The sequence below is a fragment of the Lagierella sp. genome (genome assembly GCF_029983815.1).
Classification (GTDB): Bacteria; Bacillota; Clostridia; order Tissierellales; family Peptoniphilaceae; genus Mediannikoviicoccus.
The window spans coordinates 1-23,997 of sequence record NZ_JASBYU010000006.1 but is presented as its reverse complement, the minus strand read 5'-3'; the positions used below and the strand labels follow the sequence as shown (position 1 = coordinate 23,997).

Here is a 23,997-nt window from a genome sequence, read left to right as displayed (position 1 = left end):
TTTTTATATTTGATTAAGTACTAATTTGGAGGAATAATGGATAATTTTTTAATAATGATAGGTGGAATACTACTCTTTGTTGCACTTATATTGAGTGAAGTTACCAAGGCAGGGGATGGAATCCTAGGATTTTTAATAGGATTTGGTGGAACTTTCATAGTAGTTGGACTTGTTAAAAAGTATAGAGCAAAGAATAATAAACCTGCTAAAAGAAAATAAAAATATAAGAAACTCATAATTATTTTACCCCTAAATTCATATAGGAATTAGGGGTAATTCCATTATTTAGGGGAAAGAGTGAGTTTGTTTTTTGTGGTTTTCTTTATTTTTTGACAAACGTATAATCTTCATTAAAAAAATATTGTATTGGTTAATGTAGACTCCAAAGTCCTACAACCATGTTTTAGGAAAATGTTTTAGGGTATAAAATTTAATGGTCGGTCAGTAATAACTTAATAAATTGCAAAATTTTTAAGTTATTTAGTTAAAAATTAAACGAAACATCAATACAATATTATTTACAGTTTGAAAGGAGAAATATGCTTAAATTAATTAGAACACCACAAAAATACATCCAAGGGAGAAATGCCTTTGAAGAATTCTATGACTATGGTAAGGACTATGGAGAAAGATTTTTATTTGTAGCTTCAGGAAGTGGACTTAAATACTGTAAGGATAAACTTGAAAAGAGTTTTGGCGACAGCGGTGTCTACAGAAGGTACGAAGAATTTGCAGGAATCAGTTCCAATGGTGAAATCGATAGGATGAGTGAAATAATCAAGGAAGACAATATCGACGTAGTAGTTGGACTTGGTGGTGGATCTGCCATAGATACGGCAAAGGCTTCTGCATATTATACTAAAAAGCCTATCATTGTACTTCCAACAGTTGTAGCTACAGATGCTCCATGTACAGGACTTTCTGTAATTTATAATGATGATGGAACCTTTGACAGATACATTTTCTATCCAGACAATCCAAATATGGTTATGGTGGACACAAATGTAATTGCTAATGCTCCTTCAAAGTTTTTAGTTGCAGGAATTGGAGATGCCCTTGCCACCTACTATGAAGCTAGGGCTTGTAAGAAGGTAGGAGCTCCATCTTTGGAAAATGGAGGAATAAGTGACTCTGCTTTGGCTTTGTGTAAACTATGTAACGAAATCTTATTTGAGCATGGAGAAATTGCAATAGCATCCCTTGAGAAAAGGGTAGTAAATGAATCCGTAGACAAGATTATCGAAGCGGCAACCTACCTAAGTGGTGTTGGTGCGGACAATGGTGGACTTGCAGCTGCACATTCTATTTACAATGGATTTACAGAAATAGAATTTGTAGATGCTATGCATGGTGAAATAGTTGCCTTTGGTACAATCGTTCAGCTATTGATGGAAGCAAGTCCAAAAGAAGAACTATACAAGGTAATTGACCTATGCTATAAATTGGGTCTTCCACTAACCTTAGAGGATCTTAATATAAAAGAGGAAGATTTGATGATAGGTTGTGAAAAGGCATGTGCAGAGGGAGAAACCATACACAATTTAGTGGGAGAAGTAACTCCTGAACGACTTAAGGATTTTGTGCTTACAGCCGATAGTCTTGGAACAAAGTACTATGAAGAACATAAGAAATAAAATCTTATAATAATGGGAATTAGAAAAGGGGCGAAAATGCCCCTTTTTCCATGTTCTAGAAGTTTATTTCTTTTCCTTCATAAATATATTCAAGTATTTTCTTCATATTTTCTACATCTACTTTTCTTGGGTTTGAAAGAGTACAAGCGTCGGCAACGGCATCTGTAGCAATTTGATCAAGCTTTTCCCTAAACTCATCTTCGATGATACCAAATTCCCTCAAATTGTTCTTAATATCAAATTTAGCATTAAACTCATGGATCTTATCGATTAAAATGTTGCTGATTTCTAAATCAGAACCTTCCAATCCAAGATACTTACCAATTTCACCATATCGTTTTAAAGTGTCTTCGTCTTTTCTATTGTACTGTATAACATATGGCAAATACATTGCATTTGCATATCCATGTACGATATGTCCTGTAGAAAATGCAGCACCAGTCTTGTGGGCTAATGAGTGGACTATTCCAAGAAGCGCGTTGGAGAAAGCCTGTCCAGCTAGACATTGTGCATAGTGCATTTGTTCCTTAGAGTCCTTACAACCTTCATAGGACTTAGGTAGATATTCAAAGACCATCTCAATTGCCTTAAGGGCTAAAGGATCTGTAAATACGCTATGACCTGTGGCTACATAAGCTTCAAAGGCGTGGGTCAAAGCGTCCATTCCAGTATTTGCAGTTAGCCTTGGAGGCATGGTTTCAGCCACATCCGGGTCAACAATTGCAATGTCTGGAGTGATTTCAAAGTCTGCCAGTGGATACTTAATGCCCTTTTCATAGTCTGTTATTACTGAAAAAGCTGTAACTTCAGTCGCAGTTCCAGAAGTTGAAGAGATAGCAACAAACTTTGCTTTATTTCTCAACTTAGGAAAACTGAAAGGAACAATTATATCTTCAAAACTTACCTCTGGATATTCATAGAACACCCACATGGCTTTGGCAGCATCAATAGGGGAACCACCGCCCATGGCTACAATCCAGTCTGGTTCAAATTTTTGCATTGCCTTTGCACCGGCCATTACAGTTTCAACAGATGGATCAGATTCAACATTTTCAAAAAGCTTTACTTCCATTTTTGCAGCTTTTAAGTTTTCTACTACCTTATCAAGAAAACCAAATCTCTTCATGGAGCCGCCGCCAACTACAACAATCGCTCTTTTTCCTTCTAAGTCCTTAAGTGCATCAATAGCACCTCTACCATAGTACATGTCTCTAGGTAATGTGTATCTATTCATAATTTCCCTCCTGTTAAATTATTATCTAATTAAATTTTAACACGCGTTAATCAGTAGTCAAGGATATAAAACTAGTCAGTTTTGCATTTTTGCCTAGTCAAACCTCTAGTTTTCATACTTTAGGTTAGAACTGTTAAGTTATTGTAAAACTTAACAAGTGTTACAAAGTTTTAATATTTGAATGATTTTTTCCAAATTGTTATTAATTGATTAAAGAGCTTAAATTAGCCATTATACTATGTTATTTTCAAACTAATAGTTGAACATTGATAAAATAACAGGATAAAAAATTACAAAAATGAAAAAGAAAAAAAGCTAATAGGACAACAAATTGACAATAAACTTTAAATAGCGAAGAAATATAACAAAAAGAAATAAAAGAACAATGTTTAAAATAGCTCTCGTCGGATATAAATATATTGTAAGGCAAATTAAAACGATTATCAGGGAGGGATAGGAGTGAGAAAATGGCAAAAATGGATTAATACGATTCTTGCATTGATTTTACTCCTGACCTTATTTGTCTCATATTTTATAATTTTTGATTACGGTTCACTAACAGAACAGTTAAGGGCCTACGGACAGGAGGATTGGTTCTACTATTTCCTCACAACTATAACCATAATTAGTGGACTTTTGGGACTATATCTGTTAATAAGAGTAATAGTTAGTCCGTCCTTAACAAATTATATTATAGATAGGGACAAGTCAGGAGAGATATTGATTACTTCGAGGGCTTTGGAGTCCAATGTTTTGAGCACTCTGGACAGACATCCAGAAGTAAGAAATGCCCAAGTTGATGTGAAAGTAAAGAATTCTGGAAACAATGAAATCAGAACAAAACTTCTTTGCGGAGTCTACCAAGGTGAAGACTTAAATGTACTAGGGGAGACTATCAAGCAGGAAGTTAAAGAAGGACTGGAGAAGTTTACTGGATATCCAGTGGAAATGGTAGATGTTAAATTCTACGATATAAAACTTGATACCAATAGAAGAGTGGTTTAGGAGGGGACAATGGATAATAGATTTGACAATTACCCAGAGGACTTTAATAGACCAACCTCTAATGGAAGTAGAAATGACATCAAAGAAAAGGAAACAGCAACTTCCGTCTTTAGAAATAGGTTGAAAAATTTCTTAAAGTTTCACTGGAATGAATTTAAATATACTGTAATGGGTTTGATAATTGCCATTTTGTTTTTAACAATTGGTTTCTTTAAAACCCTACTGATTATCATCTTATACTTTTTAGGAAAACTTATAGGACAACTAAAAGATGGTAATCCTAAGATTTTGTTTAGGTTGGAAAATTTTTTCAATAGATATTAATAAAAAGGAGATGTTAAAATGGCTAGTGAAGAAAAATATAATGAAATTGCTGGTATAAACAAAAAGGAACAAGAAAAAAGAGAAAGCGAAGAAAATAGAGAAAGATTCGCCGAAAACCTTAAAGAAGATGTAAATAAGATTACAAAACCTGCCCACGAGTCAAAATTAACATTTGATGACTCCGTTGTAGAAAAGATTGCTGCAATTGCATGCAATGAAGTTTCAGGGGTTTTAGATATGAAAGGTGGTTTCTTTTCAGGAATTTCTGAACAATTTGGTGGCTATAGCCTAACAAAGGGTATAAACGCTGAAGTTGGTGAAAAAGAAGCGGCAATAGACGCATCAATAATTCTTGAGTATGGTCATTCTGCACCAAAGGTATTTGAAGAATTAAAGAGAAACATCAGTCAATCCGTTGGACAAATGACAGGACTTAAGGTTGTTGAAGTCAATGTAAGAGTTGACGATGTGATGACAAGAAAAGAATTTGAATTAAAGAAGAGAAAAGAAAATCAACCTAATGACGAATATGAACAAAGACCAAATCTTAGATAACAATTAGATTATATCCCTCTTTAATAGAGGGTTTGGCAATATAGTCGAGCAGTCAATTGGCTGCTCGATTTTACATACAAAAATTGATCCAGTGGTGGTAAAAATGATAAAGGGTTTTTATGATAGGTATATGTACAGTCCTATGCCTGAAATGCACAACGAAATGATACCTGTAACAGATGGTTGTTCCTATGGGAAATGTCTATTTTGTGACCTAAATGTGGGGAAAAGTTTCAAGGTTTTCAACCTTGAAGATATAAAAGAATATATTAGGAAAAGGGCAAAGTTTTATGAAGATAAGAGATTTGTCCCAAGTAAGTTTACCCTACTGGAGGGAAACGCCCTTTGTTTAAAGACAGATAGTCTTGTGGAGATTTTAAAAGAGATAAGAAAGAACTTTCCAAAGATGAAATATGTTTCAACCTTTGCTAGGGCAGATGATGTTTTGAGAAAGTCAAAAAAAGATTTAAAACTTCTTAAAAGTCTAGGACTTGATAGGGTTTGTGTTGGAATTGAGTCGGGAGATGAAAGAGTACTTTCTTATCAACAAAAGGGTGTGACGGTAGAAGATCAGTACAATGCACTAAAATTGCTAGAAGAATTAGGAATTTCCTATTCCGTATACATTATGCTAGGCCTTGGTGGAAAGAAATATTCAAAGGAGCATATTTTAAACACTGCAAGGTTTTTAAATAGAGTTAATCCCTTTGAAATTGTGGTGGTAAATTTGGTAATCTTCAGCGGCGCAGGACTTGTAGAACGCATCAGAACAGGAGAATTTGAAAGAATAACCCTTAGACAGCAGATAGAAGAAGAGATAATGTTACTGGAAAATCTAGATATAAGAACTATTTATAACGGCACCCATAAGACCAAAGTCGTTCCCATAACAACACTAATTCCAGATAGAAAAGAAGACTTGGTAAAAATATTAAAGGAAAATCTAAAAAAGACAGACAAAGAACTTCTAGAAGAAGAGAGGAAAAAGTGGAAGATCTGGGATAAAGAGTAGGTGCTCCCGCACTTAAGTTTGAGTGCTTGGTAAAAACTTTGATGAATTGAGTGTCCGGCTGCGGAGCTTTTGAAGGAAAGCCAAAAGCTTTCCAACAATTTTTATAGCAGGGTTTTCAGGTACGGTCAGTCCCTGAATTTATGGAGGGTCCCGCACTCAGTGTTAATTTAAAAAATTAGTTATTTATAACTATTGACAATATCCCTGAAAATACATAAGTCCTGGGGATCTGAGTGCCCGATTAAAAAAAGGGGTTGGTTTTTCTCCCACTTCCCACTTCTATATATAAAAGGTTTAAGGAAAGCTTAACTTTCCTTAGCCTTTTCTGTGAGTTCAAAGTACTTGCCCTTTTTCTCAAGCAGTTCTCTATGTGTACCAACTTCTAGGATTCTACCTTTTTCCAGCACAATTATCTGGTCACAGTTTTTTATCGTTGAAAGTCTATGGGCTATAATAAATGAAGTTCTTCCCTTCATTAAATTTTTAAGTCCCATTTGTATATATTTCTCTGTTTCCGTGTCAATTGATGCAGTTGCTTCATCTAGCACCAATATTTTTGGATTTCTCAGTATCGACCTTGCAAAGGTTACGATTTGTTTTTCTCCTAATGAAAGGCCAATCCCTTCTCCATATAGGGGAGTATCCAGTCTTTTTTTTAATTTTGAATACATATAGGATCCACCGGCTTTTTCTAATGCACTAACAATCTCTGAATCTGTATATTCATAGCCAAGGCTGATATTGTTTCGCAAGGTGTCCTTAAAGATAAATGGGTCTTGAAGGACCAATGACATATGCTTTCTAAGTTCTTTTGTCTCGAAGCTTTCAATGTCTTTTCCATCTAATAAAATTTTTCCGTCATCCACATTATAAAATCTGAATATCAGATTTATTATAGAACTCTTTCCTGATCCTGTGTCCCCAACTATGGCAGTTTTGCTACCAGCAGGGGAGTAGAAGGAGATGTCTTTCAAAACAGGATTTCCTTCAACATAGGAAAAGTTTACATTTTTAAATTCCACATTTCCTAAAGTATCCCTTAAGGTTTCCTTTCCTTCATATTCAGCAGGACAGTCCATAAGCTCTGTAATATGGTGGGCAGAACCTAAGGCTTTTTCCAAAATATTCATACGCCTTAAAGTATTTGTAATATTTTCATAGATGGTCTGATTGTACCTAAGTAACAGTAGCATAAAACCGACAGTCATAGTAGGGTTTTTATCGATAATACCCTTACCAACAACAAACACTATAAAAACTGTGGACAAAATCTTTAAAAATTCTGACAGGTTCCATGAAAACAAGGAGTCAAAGAGTTCAATCTTCACACCAGTTTTAAATAGCTCATCATTACTTTCTTTAAATTCATCATAGGCTTCATCTGTAACACCAAAGGCCCGTATCAAGGATACACCATTTAAATTTTCGTTTAAATCTGCAGTTATCTTGGATCTTCCCTTCCTATACGCAATATGAAGTCTTGCACTATTCTTATTATAGATAATGATTAAGACTATCATAATTGGAACAGGAACACATAAAATCAGCCCTGCCATAACATCCTGGGTCATAACGTAGATAATGGAACCAAGGATAAAGGTTATGGAAGAAAAGGCCGTCGCAAAGCCATAGAAAAATATCTCCTTAATTTGGTCAATATCACTTACAACCCTGGAGGAAATCTTACCAACAGGTGTCTTGTCATAGTAGGATAGGGGAAGTTTTAAAGAATGGGAATACACATCTTCCCTAAGTATATGAGCCGCCTTATTGGAGGTTACCTTAAGCTGAAGCACCTTCAAATAATTTATAAGGTTTGATAAGAAGATTGCCCCAAGGTATAATAATGCAATTATAATAAAGGATTTCATATTTACAATCCCAAGCTTTGGTGAAATCTCCTCGTCAATTAGCCTTTTTAAAAGGATTGGTGCCAAAAGATCTAGGAAAGTTCCAACCAAGGACAGTACTATTCCAAAGAACAAATCCAACTTTACCTTGCCAAAGGTGGAAATTATTAGACCACCAGTTCCTTTTCTAAACTTATTTTCTTGGTAATTATTCATTTAGCACCCCCTGAGTCAAGGCTTGTTCATAAAACCAACCTCTGTTTTTTACGAGGGAGGAAAAGTCTCCTCTTTCGCTAATCCTTCCATTTTCTATTACGAATATCTCATCAAAGTCCTTTACAGCGCTTATCTTATGGCTGGATATGACAACGATTTTATCCTTGAACTTTTTATCCAAATTATTCAATATATTCTTTTCAGTCTTTGTATCAACAGCAGATAGGACATCGTCTAACACCAATAGGTCAACATCCGTCAACAATGCTCGAGAAAGGCTTACCCTCTGCTTTTGACCACCGGACAGGCTTATACCAAGCTCGCCACTTAAAGTGTCAATTCCCTCAGAAAGTTGACTCACATCCTTGGCAAAGTCCGATGTTTCAATTGCCTCATTCAAACTTTCTTCATCCACATCCCTGTAGAATTTGATATTGTCTCCAATGGACTTACTAAATAGGAAATGCTCCTGGGGAACATAACCGATTTTTTTCTTCAACTTATCAAAGTTAATCTCCCTAATGGGAATTCCATTTATATTTATCTCACCATGAAAATTTGGATATTCTCTAATTAGATTTCTAAGTATAGTAGTCTTACCGCTTCCCGTCTTTCCAACTATACCATATCTTTTGCCCTTTTTAAGTTTAAAGCTCATACCACTAAGACCAAACCCATCATTACCAGGATAATTAAAAGAAAGGTCTTTAAACTCCACAGACTCAATGGAAGGAAGTTCAATAAGATTGTTCCTTACAACAAAGTCCGACTCATAGTTAAGAAGCTTTTCAACCCTAGAAAAACTGTTCTTGCCGGTTTTACTAATCACGATTAAGTCGCTTAGTGCAAAGGCAGGCCAAGACAAATACATCAAGTACATGGAAAAAGTTATAAGCTCCCCATAGCTGATTGCACCCTTTTTAATTAGAAATGCACCAAAGATAAAGGACAATACAGAGGAAATTCCCATAACGATTTCAACAGCAGGCATGAAAAGTGTACTTACCCTTTGAAGATTTAACTCCTCCTCCAGGTTGTCATCAACCTTTTCAAGGAACTCTTCTTTTACAATTCTGTTTAATAAAAATGTCTTGATAACCTTTATACCGTTGTAGGTTTCAATAGCCTTGTCATTGAGTCTATCCTTTGTACGCTGAACAGCAAGATATCTAGAATCGAATTTTCGTGAGATCTTAGTAACTAAAAACACCATAACTGGAAGGGAGATAATAGGAATTAAAGTAAGAGTAAAGGAAATTCTAAACATAAAAACGAAAATCAAAAGTGGAAACATCACCCCGTCAACAAGGGTCATCAACCCATAACCAACCACATCGCCGATATTGGCAGAGTCGGAAGTCGCCTTGTTGATAATATCCGGAATAGGATTTTTCATGTAGAAAACCGGACTCTCACTTAAAGCTTTAAAAAATATCCTAAGTCTTATTTCATTGTCTACGTAGTAGTAATTTTGAAAGAAGAAATAATTCCATATCCCATTAGCAATGTAGTTAAAAAGGCCAACAGCAAAGATAATAAGACAATATCTCATAATGATGTCACTGGTCAAAGTACTCCTTTGAATATGGTTTGTCAAAGAACCAATCAAGTTAGGAAGCAAAATACTGGTTAATAAAGTTGCAACACCCAGAATAAAACCCAATATTATCTGAATCCTAAACTTTTTCACTAGGTCGTAGTACTTTTTATAAACACTCATAAATTCACCTCCAATAAAATATACTAAACAACTTTTATTATAGACTTTTGGTAGTTTTATGTCAATAAAATTTTAAAGCGGTAAAGTGAAAAGGAATATAAGGATATTCTTGATAATCATTCTGAAAACATTTTGCATATAACATAGCAAAGGTCATGAATAAAAATTTTAAACCGTGAATTAAGGAAATAAGCCACATTTAATAAGTGCTGTATTTATCAATAAAAACAAAGAAATAAAAATATTAAGAAAATGTAAAATTAGTATAAAAAAGCTTAAAAAATTTAAGAAATTTCTTGCCTAATAGAAATAAAATCTGTATACTTGTACCACATTGCAAATTGAAACGAATACAAAGTAAATAGGTTTTTAAATTGATTAATATTCATTTAATTTTGAAGTTTATTTATCGTAAAGTAATAGTTCGATTTAGTAGGATAAAAGCATATTTTACAATCCATTCAAACAATTTTAGGGCTTTAATAAAGGGATATTGCTTGAAAACTACCTATCAAAACTAAAACAGACATTATTTTCTATCGAATTCTATAAAACTAGATAAATCCAACATTATAAACTAATAATTTCCTTTTATTATGTAGAAGTTAAAAAAGGGGCATAAATTTTCGAATTCATTTTATAGATAAAACCTAAGAAGCGAAGTTAAATGAAGGATATATCTACTTCAAGAGGAAATGGAATATTATTCATTACCATAATATTAAAAATTTGTAACATTTTAAACATCAATACCATGATATTTACGGAAGTACTTGCTTTTTATCTTACTACTGTATATACTTACCTATATAGAAAAGTAAAGAGCAAAACAATATCCTATGGAAGGGAAATTCCAAGGGATATTTTCAATGTTAAGTAGAAACTATAAATCTTAATATACATTTTACTTTAATCGAATACCTTATTAACGTTCATATAAAAATAACAACTCTAGGAGGATTAGCAAGGATGAAAAATCATAAGCGATATTTATCAGCAGTACTTAGTGTACTGATGTTATTACAAATATTTGCTCAACCAGCATTGGCGGTTCAAAACAACGATAAGGAAGGTGAAACAAAAAGTACCTTATCGGAAACTCATCTTAAGGAGAGTAAGAGTATCATAGAAACAGACTCTACAGACAAAGAAGATGATTTAAAGGACAAGCTTTCTCCCCTGGAGTATTTTTATGCCCAAAATCTTGAAAATAATAGTATAAAATTGCTAAATGGACATAGTATTTTAAATTCAAAAGATGGCTTTGACATAAAAGATTATAGTTTTCTTGCAAAAGACAAAGAGGGAAAACTAAGTGTATTAAAGGGAGAGGATATCCAGTCTGAAACCACACTAGACACAAAAGAATTTGAAGAAGTATTAAAAGAATATAAAGTTCAAAAACAAAAACTGGAAGAAGAAAAAGCAGGTTTAGATGGACTTAAACCAGTAGAAACAACAATTACAGTCTCCTATAAAGACTTTGAAAAACTCTATCTACCAATTGTCATTGACGACAGTACTGGAAACATTGAAAGTACAAAGGACAATCTTCTTTCCTTATATAGTGGTCAAGAAAATAAGGGCAAGGAAGTTTTATGGACTCAAACTTTCATCCTAGACAATTTACAAAATCTAGAAGAATTGAAAGTTAATTTTGTAAGTCAAAATGATAACTTAAAAGACCTTAAAATCACAAGTGTTACCGCGACAGATGGCGAAAAGGAAGAAGAGTTATTTAAAGAAGAAATAAAAGAAAATAAAGAATTAAAAGAACTTGACCTGACAAAAGAAGTTAAGCCTGGCTATAAATATGAAATTACTCTTTCTTCTGAAATCAAAGACCTACAAAAAGACTATGGATTAACTACTGAATTGAGTAATAAATCCATAGACGAAAAACCACTAGTTGAAAAATTTGAAAATGTTGTTAAAGGCAAAGAAGAGGAAAAAGCTGAAGAAGTTACAAAGCCTACAGAAGAAAAGTCTACGGAAAGTTCAAAGGCTGAAATTGAAGAAACAAAATCCACAGAAGAAACTCAAATAAAAGAAGACGAAAAACCTACACCAAGAGGTAAAATGGTGGAACCAAGTTCAGAAACCAAGATTGATAGTCTATTAAAGAGAAGCAGAATGTCCTTGCTTGGAGCAAGTAATGGACTGGAAATTTCCGAAGATCTTATTTCACCAGCGGTTGGATTTTTCTTTCCTTATACTAATGGTATTTTAGATGTTAACATAGATCAAAAAGTAGTAGAAATTAACGACCAAGAAAACGGTGGAGTCAATGAATACGTTGATTACATCGACTGGACTTTTACAGTTAAATATTCGGATTTGAATGCATATAATGCTATCCACAATACACCTAACCAAAGGCATCTATGGCATTCCTTTACTACAACTGGCGACTCAGGACTTGGAACACCACAAATAATTTCTATTAACAGAATTGATAAATCTACTGGTATAGCAACAGATTTATTAAATGGAAGTAGCTACAAAAATTATGTAACTCCACCATATAACGATACGGGAAATGACTTCCAATCTATTACCTATAGAGATGGATTTCCAATAAATAATGTTGACCCTACAAGATATAGTGAAGAAATAGTTGTAAGAACTCCGGTAATTCGTTTCCAATATTTCTATAATATTGACTATCATATCAGTGCGAATATCAATAAGCAAACCACAGACTCAAATGGCATATCAAGACCTATAGGATTACAAGAGATTCATCAAACAAAGTCAATCCACAAGATGGAAGCTACAACCTATAGAGGAGAAGTTATAGATACTTCATATATGTACCTTGATTCTAATGGGAATATTATGCCAACAGATACTATGAATACAGTACCTACTGGAGATTTAGCAATAGCAAGATCCGTAACGGGAAGGTATATTGCTCCTAATAAAATCAAATGGCAAGTATCAGATAGGAACCTAACTCATAAAGATATTAATTCTTTTATAGAGCAAAATGGTTTAGTAGATGATACTCAAACAATTGAATCTGCAACGGTTACTCTATATAAACCTGAAAATAATTTCAACAACATATCAGGAGTAGGAAGTAAATATACCAGAAGTGGTCAAACATCTTCATATGAGCAGATTTTAAAACCCGGACAAATAGCGTATTATGAAGTAATAACCGCTGTTAAACCCGAAAAGGAAACTGTAGAACATTCCTTTACCACAGGTAAGAAGCAAGTTGAAGCTAAACTAAATGGAATAAAAAAACCTATAATAATTAATAAATTATGGGACGGTGTTCCAGCAAATTCTAGAGTAGATACTAAATATAAGATAATAGAAGACGGAAATATAACAGAAGCTACAATTACAAAGGATAAGACAAACTATTCTTCTGAACCAGTATTGGTTTATCAAAATCCATTAAATACAAATGGTAGAGAAGATTGGACTTTAAATAGAACAAGACCATTAAAGCCATTGACTAGAGAAGTTGCAGAAGACACAGAATTTTTGGCAACTACAACAGGACCAAATGGAGAGAAATATAAACTATATAATTCTTCATCTAATAATGAACAAAACATCTATACTTTCACCAACGGTTTTGAAAAGAAAGCTGGAAGTTATGGTATTACAAAGATTTATCCAATGGAACAAAATCAATATGAATTACCAGCTGAGCCAGGTAGAGGAAGAACATATGGATGGGCAGGTGCAGTTAGTGGTGAATTAAAAGTCCCTAAAGGATTCAAAGTTGGAGATTATATTAGTCTTACAATTTCTGAAAAATTGACACTTGCTGCAGTAACAGATCCAAACAAGCCACTTTTTAAAATTACAGAAAAAGACACAGGCGAAGTACTGTTTAATATCTACAAGGTAGGAGATAGTGAATTACGCTTTGTCGCAACAGATTATCTAGAGCAAAAGGCAAAGACAAGGGATGTTACTGCAAATTGGATGGTTGGAGAAAATTGGACAATTAATAACAATGACACTTTAATTAATGGGTCCCGTGTTCAACAAGGTACAAAAATAGAAAGGGGATTTTCTATTGATCAAGACAGAGCCCTAGACTATGATGATCCCAATAATATTTTTAAAGCCAACAATTCCGGATTAAATGGCGTAAGCAATGGTATTGCAACATTCAAATCTTCATTAAGTACAAATCCAAATGAAATTTCAGATATTCAAGGTGATTTAAAGATTCATTTTGAAGCTAGTTTCGATGAAGTTTTGATGAAAAAATTTGATAATAAAGTTATCTCTGACGTAAATGAAAATGGCAAAAGAAAGATTACTTGGAGAATAGTATCAAACGAAGGTAAATATAAACTTTTATTCAATGGTAAGCAAACGGATTCTAGAATTATAGATAAGTTATCTACGAAAACAGACAAGACAAGGCTTTGGGTAGTTGGTCCTGGAGACCAAACTTTAAAAAGCTTTAGAGCTGGAGTTGCAACTAGAGCAAATGAAATTGGAGGATTTGATCCAAGTAGTTTTAAATCAATACCAGTTTATACTAGGGAACCTATGATAAGAAATTCAAATAGTAAATATGTATTGATACAAAATCTACCTACTAATCCTACAGAGTATAACTCAACTTTTACTTTTATAGGTAAAAACTTAGATCCAGAAGATACTCTAGTTATTGACTTTGATGTGGAATTCATTCATGCAGGATTAGCGCCAGAACGTTTAGGCCAAATAAATAATCAAATTACAATTAATCCAAGACCTTCTGGAGGAGTTTTAAACCTAGACTCTTACTATGGTACTACCAGAGGTAGTGGAACTGCAGCTTTTGATAACACACAATCCTTTGAGATAAATAAGGTGACTTTATCAAACGGACAAGAAGTACCAATTAATACTGATTTTGCAGAATTTGTATTGTATAAAGTCGAAGGTGGAACGAGAAATGCTGTTACTAGAAAATCTACGGATAGTACAGGAAAAGCGACATTTGACAATTTAACACCTGGAGAGTATGTGCTTGTAGAATCGAAAGCACCAGATGGATATAAAATTTCGACTGCAGAATACAAAATTATAGTAACCGATACTGAAGTTATTATGAATGGTCAAATTGGTGGAAGTTTTAACATCATCAATACTAAAGAAGAAATTCCAAAGTATGGAGAATTTACTTTAACCAAGGTTGATTCTGAAAGCAAGGGAAAATTGCCAGATGCTATTTTTAGCATTACAAATAGTAGTGGAATAACTTCGAACTTCAAAACTGACGGAAATGGACAAATTCACTTCCAAAACCTAAAGCCAGGACTTTATAGACTGAAGGAACTTAGTGCACCAAAGGGATATGATCTAAGTACAAAGGAATGGTCAATTTATGTAAACTCAGAGGGAAGAACTTTTATAACAGAACTTGGAGAAGTAGCTCCTAATCCAGGAGATATAAAAGGAACAGATGTATCTAACAGGGTTAAATTGACAGGAACTTTGAACTTCAATGATAATGCAGATGGAATATCTGGAAACAATAGACTTGAAATGGGATCAGGTGAAAATAAAATTACTATTAGTATGAACTTAATAGTAGATGGATTTGTAAATCTTGGAGACTATTTCACTATTAAAGAGTCTGATACATTGCATTACAATATGTTACAACCAGATAAGATGAATTACCCATCCATTTTTGATGGAAGTGGGAATTTATTAGCCTATCCAACCTTTGGACCAAACTTCAAAATAGAAACAGGTGCTGAAAAGGAAATAATATATGTATTCACGGATAATGTAGCAGGTGTTGAAAATCTAAATATGGCTATGGAGTGGGGACATTCAGTGAACCTAAATTATGCATCAAGTACAGGTAGCTATGATTTTTCAGTGTCCTTAGGAAATAATACTATAGGTAAAAATATTTCAATAGCCTATAAGCCAGTAGCTTCGAATGGGAATTCAAACCTAGATGCTAATTATCTATATACAAATGATCAAAATGGACGATATACACAAATAGGATATATCAATCCTAAGAAGAACAACCTTACAGGTGAATCCCTAATAAATATTTATCCAGCAGTTAAAGATAATACATTTAACATGGCAGATATTTCATCTGGTAAGATAAAAATTTCCCTTTATAAGTTTAATGATGGAGCCACTGTTCCTAATGCTGTGATCTATGAAAAAGATAAGCTATCTTTAGTAGATCCAAGTAATTACACCTTAACGTATACTACGAAAATTGAAAATGGAGTGACTGTACCATTAGCCCAAATCAAGCTAAATAATATCGGAACTTCAACTTACTTTGTAATGGTAGAAAGCGAAATGAAATTTCCAGAGGAAGGAAATAATCAATCTACTATTCTAGGACAATATATACAACTAGTAAATAATGGGCTTGCAGCGGCAAGGTCATCTGCAATTGCAACAAATACTAGTGGAGGTAGTGGAACTGGTACTGGAGATTACACTCCACCTAGCCTAACAGTAGAGAACACTAAGAAAATTGATAAGACAGGAAAGTTTGAGCTTATAAAGACCAATGAAGATGGTAAAGAGTTTTTACCAGGGGCAGAATTTACCTTAAAACAAGTGGATTCAACTGGAGAGAGTATCGTAAAAAATTCAGAATCTGATGGTAAGATTTCATTTGACAACTTAAAACCAGGAGAGTACGAACTAACAGAGAGTAAAGCACCAGAAGGATATATAAAATCAGATAAGACCTGGACTGTCAAGGTTGATTCAAATGGTGTTACAACAGTAATAGAAAAAGTGCAAGCAGTAGGATCAGCACCAAGCAGTTTTAATTCAGGTTCAAGCTCATTAGGAAAGTTACTGATGGATGTTTGGGCAGCGCCAATTTCACTTATGGCACTTCCAACAGGAACACAGGAATCGGATATAACAATAGGAAATGTAGGAACTATTAATTATGGAAATTCCAAGGTAACGACAAGTGCCAAATATTTAGGAAACGATGAATTTGAAGTAAAGCTAGATATAACAGCAGGACAAGATATAGTGGAAAATGGACCTGCAACAGATGTAGTTATAGTAGTGCAAGATCCATTCTTGACTCCTGATGTGAAAAATGCTCTAATCAATAAGATAAATGAGTATGGAGACAATGTAAGAGTTGGTGTTCATTTTTATAATGAAAGAACTGGATATAATGGTACAGCAAGATTAATGTCCAAAGCTGATGCAATTAGTGCTATACAAAATGGAAGTTCTACTAGTTCTTATCCTAATACATCTGTAAGAACTCAGTATGCCCTACAGACAGCAAATAACATTTTTGCAAATGGAACAAGTGCAAATAAAGAACTTATTATGATAGTAGGTAACTCAATTGGTTCTTCTAATGCGGGGATAACAAATCAAATAAACAATTTGAATAGAAAAGGTGTAAATATAAATAATTTCTATGTTGGTTCAAATAGTAATCTAACAATATATTTAAGAAACTGGGATTCGCTACTAGGGCTGAGTCCTGGCAGTACGATAAATGCATCAAATAATAAAGCCAAAGCCTTGAGTGATAACCTAAAAGTGTATGGAAGAGTAGTAAAAAAGGCAGTTGAAAATGCAGTCTTTAATGTAAGCTTTAACAATGACTTTACCTTTGTAGGTGGAAGTACTATAACCACTAAACCTGGACCAGTATCAAAATGGCATAGTGGTTATGATAGCGCAACAAATTCAATTAAGTTAAATGCTGGAGAACTTTCATTAAATGCGGGCGAAACTGCCACAATGACCTTTAGAGTTAAGTCTTCTACAAATGTACAAACAGGAAAAACTTACTCTTTAATCAACCCAATAAGCTATCAACCAAATTCTACTGTAGCGCTAAGGACAATACCATCTCCAACAGTTACTGTTGCAGAGAGTAATCTAAGTGTAACTGTAAATAACAGCCACACGGGAGGAGTTCCTACAGATACTTCAATAAACTTCACATTAAAGAGAAGAGTACAAAATGGAGCTCAATATATAGAAGATGGAACATTTAGTAAAAATGGAAGTATAGGAGTAAATGGAGAGCAAGTATTCTCAGGCCTTCCTAAAAAGGATGCTTCTGGAAATTTATATCAGTATTATGTGACAGATGTAAAGTCTACTAATGACCATGTTATAGCAACAGATTACAAAGCTACTGTTAGTGATAAAGACGGTACAATAACCATCTCGACAAAAGAAAATAGAGGATTTAACGTAAGCGTAGACTGGCAAGGACTTAGCCCTATAGGATCTATTCAAGGAAAGGCTAGTGATGGAACAACCTTTACTTTAAGTTCAGATAACAAATATTTCTTTGAAAAGCTAACAGCTGGAGCAGAAAAACTTACCCTAGATCCAAATAGTATAACAGGTATAAAAGGATATACCTATACAGTAATAGGAGGCGAAGGATCATATATCATTAAAGTTTCAAAAACTGAAGAAGTACCTTCAATAACTGTTCCTAATAAGAAGCTATCAGAACTACTAATCATAAAAACCGATGGGAGTGGAGAAGAGAAATTAAAAGGTGCAACATTTACCTTAAAAGATAGCACAGGAAAGATAATTACAGAAACTACTGATGATTTTGGAAAGCTGAAATTCTATGGATTAAAACCTGGAGAATACACACTTGAAGAAACAGTTGCACCTGTGGGTTATGAAAAGAATAATGATACTTGGAAAGTTATAGTAGGCGAGGATGGAAAAGTTTCAATAACTCCGCCTGGAGAGACAAAGATAAATACAAGTTATAGTATAAGTAACAAACAAGGCAAAAGGCTTTACTATACTAGTGTTGGTTATTCATATAGATTAATGGATCTTCAAGCAAAGATAAGTCAGAACTCAGATTCAGATAGCTTTAATGTAAAGATTTTATATAAAGGACAAGACCAATATTATAATTATCTATATAATTTAGAAGTTATATTTGATATCACAAACTTTACAGTTACAGGTAATGGTATAAGTAATGGAACATTTAGAAAAAATATAGCATCAGGAGAAAATAATACAAATGGTGAATTTAATTTCACTGTTACTCCAAAAAATCCACAGGATAAAATAACCATAAGTCCTCTTAAATCTGTAAAATATAGTAATATTTTATTGGAGAGTTCGACTTATCCTACTATTACTCCACAAATAGTAGAAATTAAACCAGATGCTATCGAATTATCAAAAACAGCTGATAACACCTTTGAATACTCAATAGCAAATGAGCTTGCTAAGTATGAAGCGGAATTTATAAAATTATCCAGGGAAAACCCTGATGATTTATCGCAAGATAAGCCACTAGAGAATGTAGAATTTTCTTTATACAAGAAAAATGAAGCAGGAGAATTTGAAGATACTACTATCAAAGCAACTTCTGGGTCTGATGGTTTAATAAAACTTACAGATCTTGAACCTGGGGAGTATGAACTTCACGAAGATTCAACTCCAGAAGGCTATATGCCAATAGAAGGAGTAGCTAAGGCTTTCAAGATGAATCCAGATGGAAGTATAGAAGTCAAAGGCGAAGATGATATTTACAAGGTCATTGATGATGATAATAAAAAGATTATAAATCAGAAGTCTGGTACGGAAGAATTTAGCCTAATCAAAAAAGATGAAGCTGGCAAAATACTAGAAGGTGTTGAATTTGAACTAAGGAATTCTAATGGAGATGTAGTTGCTACGAAGAAAACTGATGCTTTTGGCAAGATTGTGTTTGATAATCTTCCTTATGGAAAATACTGGTTAAAAGAAATCAAAACACTAGACGGATACATTCTAGATTCAAAACCTATACCAGTACTTTTAGGGAAAGATTGGCAAGTTCCAGAAAACCCTGAAAGCCCAAGAGATGTTTCAAATGATCTAATATTAGATGAAACAAAAGATAATATTATAGTGTCTACTGAGAATAGCAAAACAGTAGTATATCCAAATAAGGCAGAAGGACTTATGGCGAGAGTAAACTTCTTGGTAAAAGAAGGAACTATCATAAATCCTGGGGATACATTTACATTAAAATTAAGTGACAATGTTAACCTAGACGGACTTGGAATAGTAGATGATGAGACATTCGATATTATGGCATCTTCAGGGAAACTTGCAGTAGCAAAAATCGGACAAGATAGAAGAAGTATAACCTATACCTTTACGGACTATGTAAAATACCATAAACTCAATGGATTTAAGATAAATACGCCAATGTTTATCAACAGGATGGTAGTAAAAAATAATACAAAAGCAGTTTCTATGTCAATTGGAATAGAAGATGCAGTTTTTAGCGATACAATTGATGTAAGCTACGAAAACTATGTATCAGATCCAGAAAGAGTAAAAACCTATGTCACAAAATTTGATGATAAAACTGGAGAATTCACAGCTATAATGTATGTTAACCCTCAAAGGGATACAGATTATTATCGTTGGGCTGAGTTTTGGTCAGATCAATTGACTAAAGTTACAAATATAGAAATGTATTCAACAGTTGGTGGAACTCAAAATCTTCCTTGGTCCTATGGAGTAGACTTTACAAAATTAAATAGACTAAATAATAAATTTGAACTAGATAATTATGGACATTTAAGATTCTACCTTGGAAATGACGCTTCTAACAACGCTTATGTGATAAAAGTAGAAGGGGTGGCTAATACTAAGGGTACAGAATTTATCACGAAAAGTGCTTACCATAGAGCCTATTATGCGGGTTATTATGACTATTATCGAAATCCTGTATATAATTACTTTGATGACACTTGGGATACCTACCTAAAATTCTACACACCAGATAATACTACAGATGGTGAAATAGTATTTAATATTTTAAATACTAAGAATAAGATCAAGTTTACAAAGGTAGATCCCGGAACAACTACTCCACCAGGTCAGGCTTTACCATCTTCTAATATGATACCGATGGCTTCACTCTCAAAGAGTTTAGGTGAAGTAAAACATCTTTATTTACCTGAACAAGTGAAGTATCTAAAAGACGCTGTCTTCCAGCTTAAGGTAAAAGATGGAGACACTTGGAAAGATTATGGTGCACCTGTTACTAGTGATGATAGGGGAGAATTTTTCTGGGAAGGACTACCACAAGGGGAATATGAGGTTTGGGAAACTAAGGCTCCTGAAGGCTACATTCTACCAGATAAGGCTGTTTCAAGCTTTAAGGTAGATGAAACAGGAAATATAGTAGATATTCTAAACAATACTCAAATCATTCCAAATGAAAGAGATAAGATGAAATTCTATATCGATAAGATTTGGAAAGACGAGGATAATAAAGAGCATAGAATAGAGTTTGGAACTTTAGAGTTTGAACTAAAGGCTCCTGAAGGAAAGATATTCCCTGAAAATGTAAATGTGGATTCTGAAAATGCAGAAGTTAGCGATAGAAAGTATAAGATTACCAATATCTCTGAAGATAAGACAACCATAACCTTAGAGATGGACTTAAAGACAGCATATGAAGGAATTAGTTCAGAAGAAGATGTTAATAAAGGTATTAAGATTAATGTTCCTAGCGACTGGCCAAGTGGAGATTACACTTTAAAGGAAACAAAAGCTCCAGCAGGCTTTAAGATAGGTACAGAGAATTATACTATTAATATTAATCAGACTGATAGAACAATAAAATCAGGAGAAACAGTTCTTTATTCAAAGAATGGAGAAAGTGAAATCCTAAATCCTCTTAAGATAGTTAACGAAAGAGGAAAATTCCCTTCAACAGGAGGGTTTGGAAGCCTAATCTTTACTATACTAGGCCTTGGCGTAATGGCCACAGCCTTTATAGGATATAGACGAAAGAAGGTGATAAGATGATGACCAAAAATTACTCTATCACCTTCGGGTCTAGAGACCCAACTGTTGGCTAAGTAATAATGTTAATTATTATATAAGTAGGAATTATAGGAGAAAAAACAAAAATAAGGAGAGTATTAATTATGAGAAAAATGAAGAAAGTATTGTCGATGCTTTTAGCATTAGTGATGATACTTGGTACGGCAGTACCTGTATTTGCGGCGGAAGACGTTGAAGACCCTGCGAAAGATAACCCAGTTGCTAAAGAAGAAGTAACAGAAAAAGTTACACTTCACAAGTTGCTTTTAGAAAAAGAAGTGTTTGATAAGTGGAAAGTTGATGGACCAGAAGGTTACGATGGTACACAAGATTTAGAAGCTTTTAAAAAATTACCTGGAGCTGAAAGTGCAAAAGAAATTAAAGGAGTATACTTCGCAGTTCAAGACAAAGATGGTAATTGGGTAAAAGCTGATGGTACAACTACTACAGATGTAAAAGAAGCCCTTGGTGGACTTACAACTGAAACAGGTTTAGTATTAGACACTTCTAAGCTACCACAAGATAAGCCAACAGACTACAAAATAGTTGAAGTTAGAGAACTTTCAACTTATGTTGGTGAAGATGGAAAGACACTTTCTGAAATGAAGGCAGTTCCAGTAGAAATCACTTTACCTTTAGTAAATGAAAACGGAGTTCAAAAAGAAGTACATGTTTATCCAAAGAATACTGAAACAGGTAAGCCGGAAAACAAAAAGGAAATGGCTGATACTGCATCAGAAGATATGAAGGCTGGTAAAGTAACTATAGGGGACACAGTACCTTATAAAGTTACAACTACTGTAAAAGCTGGCTCAACTTATAATAAACTAGCTTGGACAGATAAGATGTCAAAAGGACTTACTTTCTCTGAAAATGTAGAAATATCAACTAACCCAGAACTAGGATTAGAAAAAGATACAGACTATACATTAACTAATGGGGACAACGGATTTGTATTAGTATTGACTGATGCTGGTCTTACTAAACTTGCTCAAAAAACTGCACCAGCTAATGCAGGATTTAAAGTAAATGGTAAGGGAGAGCCTATCAACGGAGAAAATACTGACGTTACATTCACATTAACTTATAGTGCTGTGGTAAACTCAGAAGCTGCTATTAATAACCCATTAGAAAATACTAACACATTACACTATGGTAATAACCCTGGATATACTCCAGAACCTGGTGATAATAACCCACCACCAGTAACTCCAAAAGATAGAAAGATTACTGTAGATAAGTCCTTTACAAATGGACCAACTGCAAAAGATTCTGCAGTAGCATGGCCTGATGGATTAGAAATAACTTTAAAACTTCAAGTTTATAATCCAGCTGATAATACATGGTCAGACGTTGAAGGTCAAACTAAGACTTTAAATAGCGGTGCAACAAGTGCAACATTTGAAGGTTTAGATAATGCAAAGCAATATAAAGTAGTGGAAGTTGAAACTAAAGGTTGGGTACCAAATTATTCAACTACAGAAGATGGTAAAGTTGTTATAGTAAATAAAAAGAACGATAACCCACCTCCAATAACTCCAGATCCAGTAGTAGTTAGAACTGGTGGTAAAAAATTCGTGAAGACTAACCAAGATGGAACAGAAAGACTTGAAGGAGCAGAATTTATTATCCTGAACGAATCTGGAGATAAATATCTTAAATCTAAAGATAAAGCTGTTGTAGATGAAAATCAAGAAGCTTTAGTTAAGGCTGAAACTGAATACCAAAATGCAGTTAAAAAACCAGAATCAGCAGAAAAAATTGCAGAATTAAAAGCTGCTAGAGATGCTGCTGCTAAAGATGCTGCTATAGTTTGGGAATGGACTGAAACTGAGGACGATGCTCAAAAATTTGTAACTAATGACCAAGGTCAATGGGGAGTTTACGGTCTTGCATATGGTGAATACAAATACAAGGAAATCACTCCACCAGCAGACTATGCAAAAAATGAAACACCAGTAGCATTTACAGTATCAGATACTTCATTTAATGCAGACGGAGACATAGACTTTATCGATGCAGATAATAATGCAGAGACAAATACTGTAAAAGATGCTACAAAAATCACAAATAAGAAAGTAACTATCCCACAAACAGGTGGTATAGGTACAATAATCTTCGGTGCTCTTGGTATAGCATTGATGGCAGGTGCTGTTGTTGCTATGAAGAGAAGAGAAGTTGCTGAAGAATAATAAAAAGCTAACAAGTATATTGACTAGATAACCATTTAGAAGCTGCTGGAGGAAACTCCAGCATTTTCTATTTAGGGGCTTTTACAGCCCCTAACACCTGGTTAGTTTTGCCTAACGGCAAATGGTAAATCAAAGTTTCTTAAACTTTGAGAAAATTTAATTAAAAGTTTTATATTTTTCTAATCACCTTAGGAGGGGACTAAGGAACGTTTATAAATAGAAGTGAGAAATGAGAAGTTAGAAGTAAGAGAAAAAACAACCCTTTTTAATCAAGCACTCAGTCCCGCATAATTTATGTATTTTCAGTAATATTGTCAATAGTTAAAAAAACAAACTTTGTAAATTAAAACTGATTGCGGGATCACTACCATATATATCGGGCACTCAGTCCCGCATAATTTATGTATTTTCAGTAATATTGTCAATAGTTAAAAA

At 33.9% G+C, this 23,997-nt stretch carries 12 protein-coding genes; 9 read left to right on the top strand and 3 right to left on the bottom strand.

The window, feature by feature from the left end:
• Positions 1–36: 36 nt before the first annotated feature.
• Together Q1K37_RS03905 and Q1K37_RS03900 are read left to right on the top strand one after the other, a co-directional pair.
• On the top strand, positions 37–219 hold the full coding sequence (locus tag Q1K37_RS03905) for a hypothetical protein (RefSeq protein ID WP_300409558.1): 183 nt from the start codon (positions 37–39) through the stop codon (positions 217–219).
• 320 nt (positions 220–539) lie between these two features.
• Positions 540–1,634, top strand: a complete 1,095-nt coding sequence (locus Q1K37_RS03900; protein ID WP_300409556.1) for a glycerol dehydrogenase — start codon at positions 540–542, stop codon at positions 1,632–1,634.
• 55 nt (positions 1,635–1,689) lie between these two features.
• Here Q1K37_RS03900 and Q1K37_RS03895 read toward each other — a convergent pair whose 3' ends face one another.
• Positions 1,690–2,868 carry an iron-containing alcohol dehydrogenase gene (locus Q1K37_RS03895; RefSeq protein ID WP_300409554.1) on the bottom strand — a complete coding sequence of 393 codons (1,179 nt, stop codon included), beginning with the start codon at positions 2,866–2,868 and terminating at the stop codon, positions 1,690–1,692.
• Positions 2,869–3,327: 459 nt separating this feature from the next.
• Here Q1K37_RS03895 and amaP point away from each other — a divergent pair, with 459 nt between their 5' ends.
• From amaP to Q1K37_RS03875, 4 genes are all read left to right on the top strand, one after another.
• A complete protein-coding gene (gene amaP / locus Q1K37_RS03890; protein WP_300409552.1) occupies positions 3,328–3,873 on the top strand; it encodes an alkaline shock response membrane anchor protein AmaP in 546 nt (181 codons plus the stop codon).
• A 9-nt stretch (positions 3,874–3,882) separates the two neighbouring features.
• On the top strand, positions 3,883–4,197 hold the full coding sequence (locus Q1K37_RS03885; protein ID WP_300409551.1) for a DUF2273 domain-containing protein: 315 nt from the start codon (positions 3,883–3,885) through the stop codon (positions 4,195–4,197).
• Positions 4,198–4,215: 18 nt separating this feature from the next.
• Entirely contained in the window at positions 4,216–4,752 is a 537-nt protein-coding gene (locus tag Q1K37_RS03880) for an Asp23/Gls24 family envelope stress response protein (protein ID WP_300409549.1), read from the top strand.
• A gap of 103 nt (positions 4,753–4,855) precedes the next feature.
• Positions 4,856–5,764, top strand: coding sequence for a radical SAM protein (locus Q1K37_RS03875; protein WP_300409547.1), 909 nt, complete (start codon positions 4,856–4,858; stop codon positions 5,762–5,764).
• 305 nt (positions 5,765–6,069) lie between these two features.
• Here the strand turns inward: Q1K37_RS03875 and Q1K37_RS03870 are convergent, their stop codons facing one another.
• Together Q1K37_RS03870 and Q1K37_RS03865 are read right to left on the bottom strand one after the other, a co-directional pair.
• Positions 6,070–7,830, bottom strand: coding sequence for an ABC transporter ATP-binding protein (locus Q1K37_RS03870; protein WP_300409545.1), 1,761 nt, complete (start codon positions 7,828–7,830; stop codon positions 6,070–6,072).
• Positions 7,823–9,550, bottom strand: coding sequence for an ABC transporter ATP-binding protein (locus tag Q1K37_RS03865; RefSeq protein ID WP_300409543.1), 1,728 nt, complete (start codon positions 9,548–9,550; stop codon positions 7,823–7,825). Before Q1K37_RS03865 ends, Q1K37_RS03870 begins: the two co-directional genes overlap by 8 nt.
• 667 nt (positions 9,551–10,217) lie before the next feature.
• On the opposite strand from Q1K37_RS03865, the gene Q1K37_RS03860 reads away from it, so the two are divergent.
• From Q1K37_RS03860 to Q1K37_RS03850, 3 genes are all read left to right on the top strand, one after another.
• The gene (locus Q1K37_RS03860; protein WP_300409541.1) at positions 10,218–10,430 is read left to right on the top strand and encodes a hypothetical protein; all 213 of its coding nucleotides are present in this window, start codon (positions 10,218–10,220) and stop codon (positions 10,428–10,430) included.
• Positions 10,431–10,519: 89 nt separating this feature from the next.
• A complete protein-coding gene (locus tag Q1K37_RS03855; RefSeq protein WP_300409539.1) occupies positions 10,520–21,352 on the top strand; it encodes a SpaA isopeptide-forming pilin-related protein in 10,833 nt (3,610 codons plus the stop codon).
• Between the two features lie 122 nt (positions 21,353–21,474).
• Entirely contained in the window at positions 21,475–23,562 is a 2,088-nt protein-coding gene (locus tag Q1K37_RS03850) for a pilin N-terminal domain-containing protein (protein ID WP_300409537.1), read from the top strand.
• Positions 23,563–23,997 lie beyond the last annotated feature (435 nt).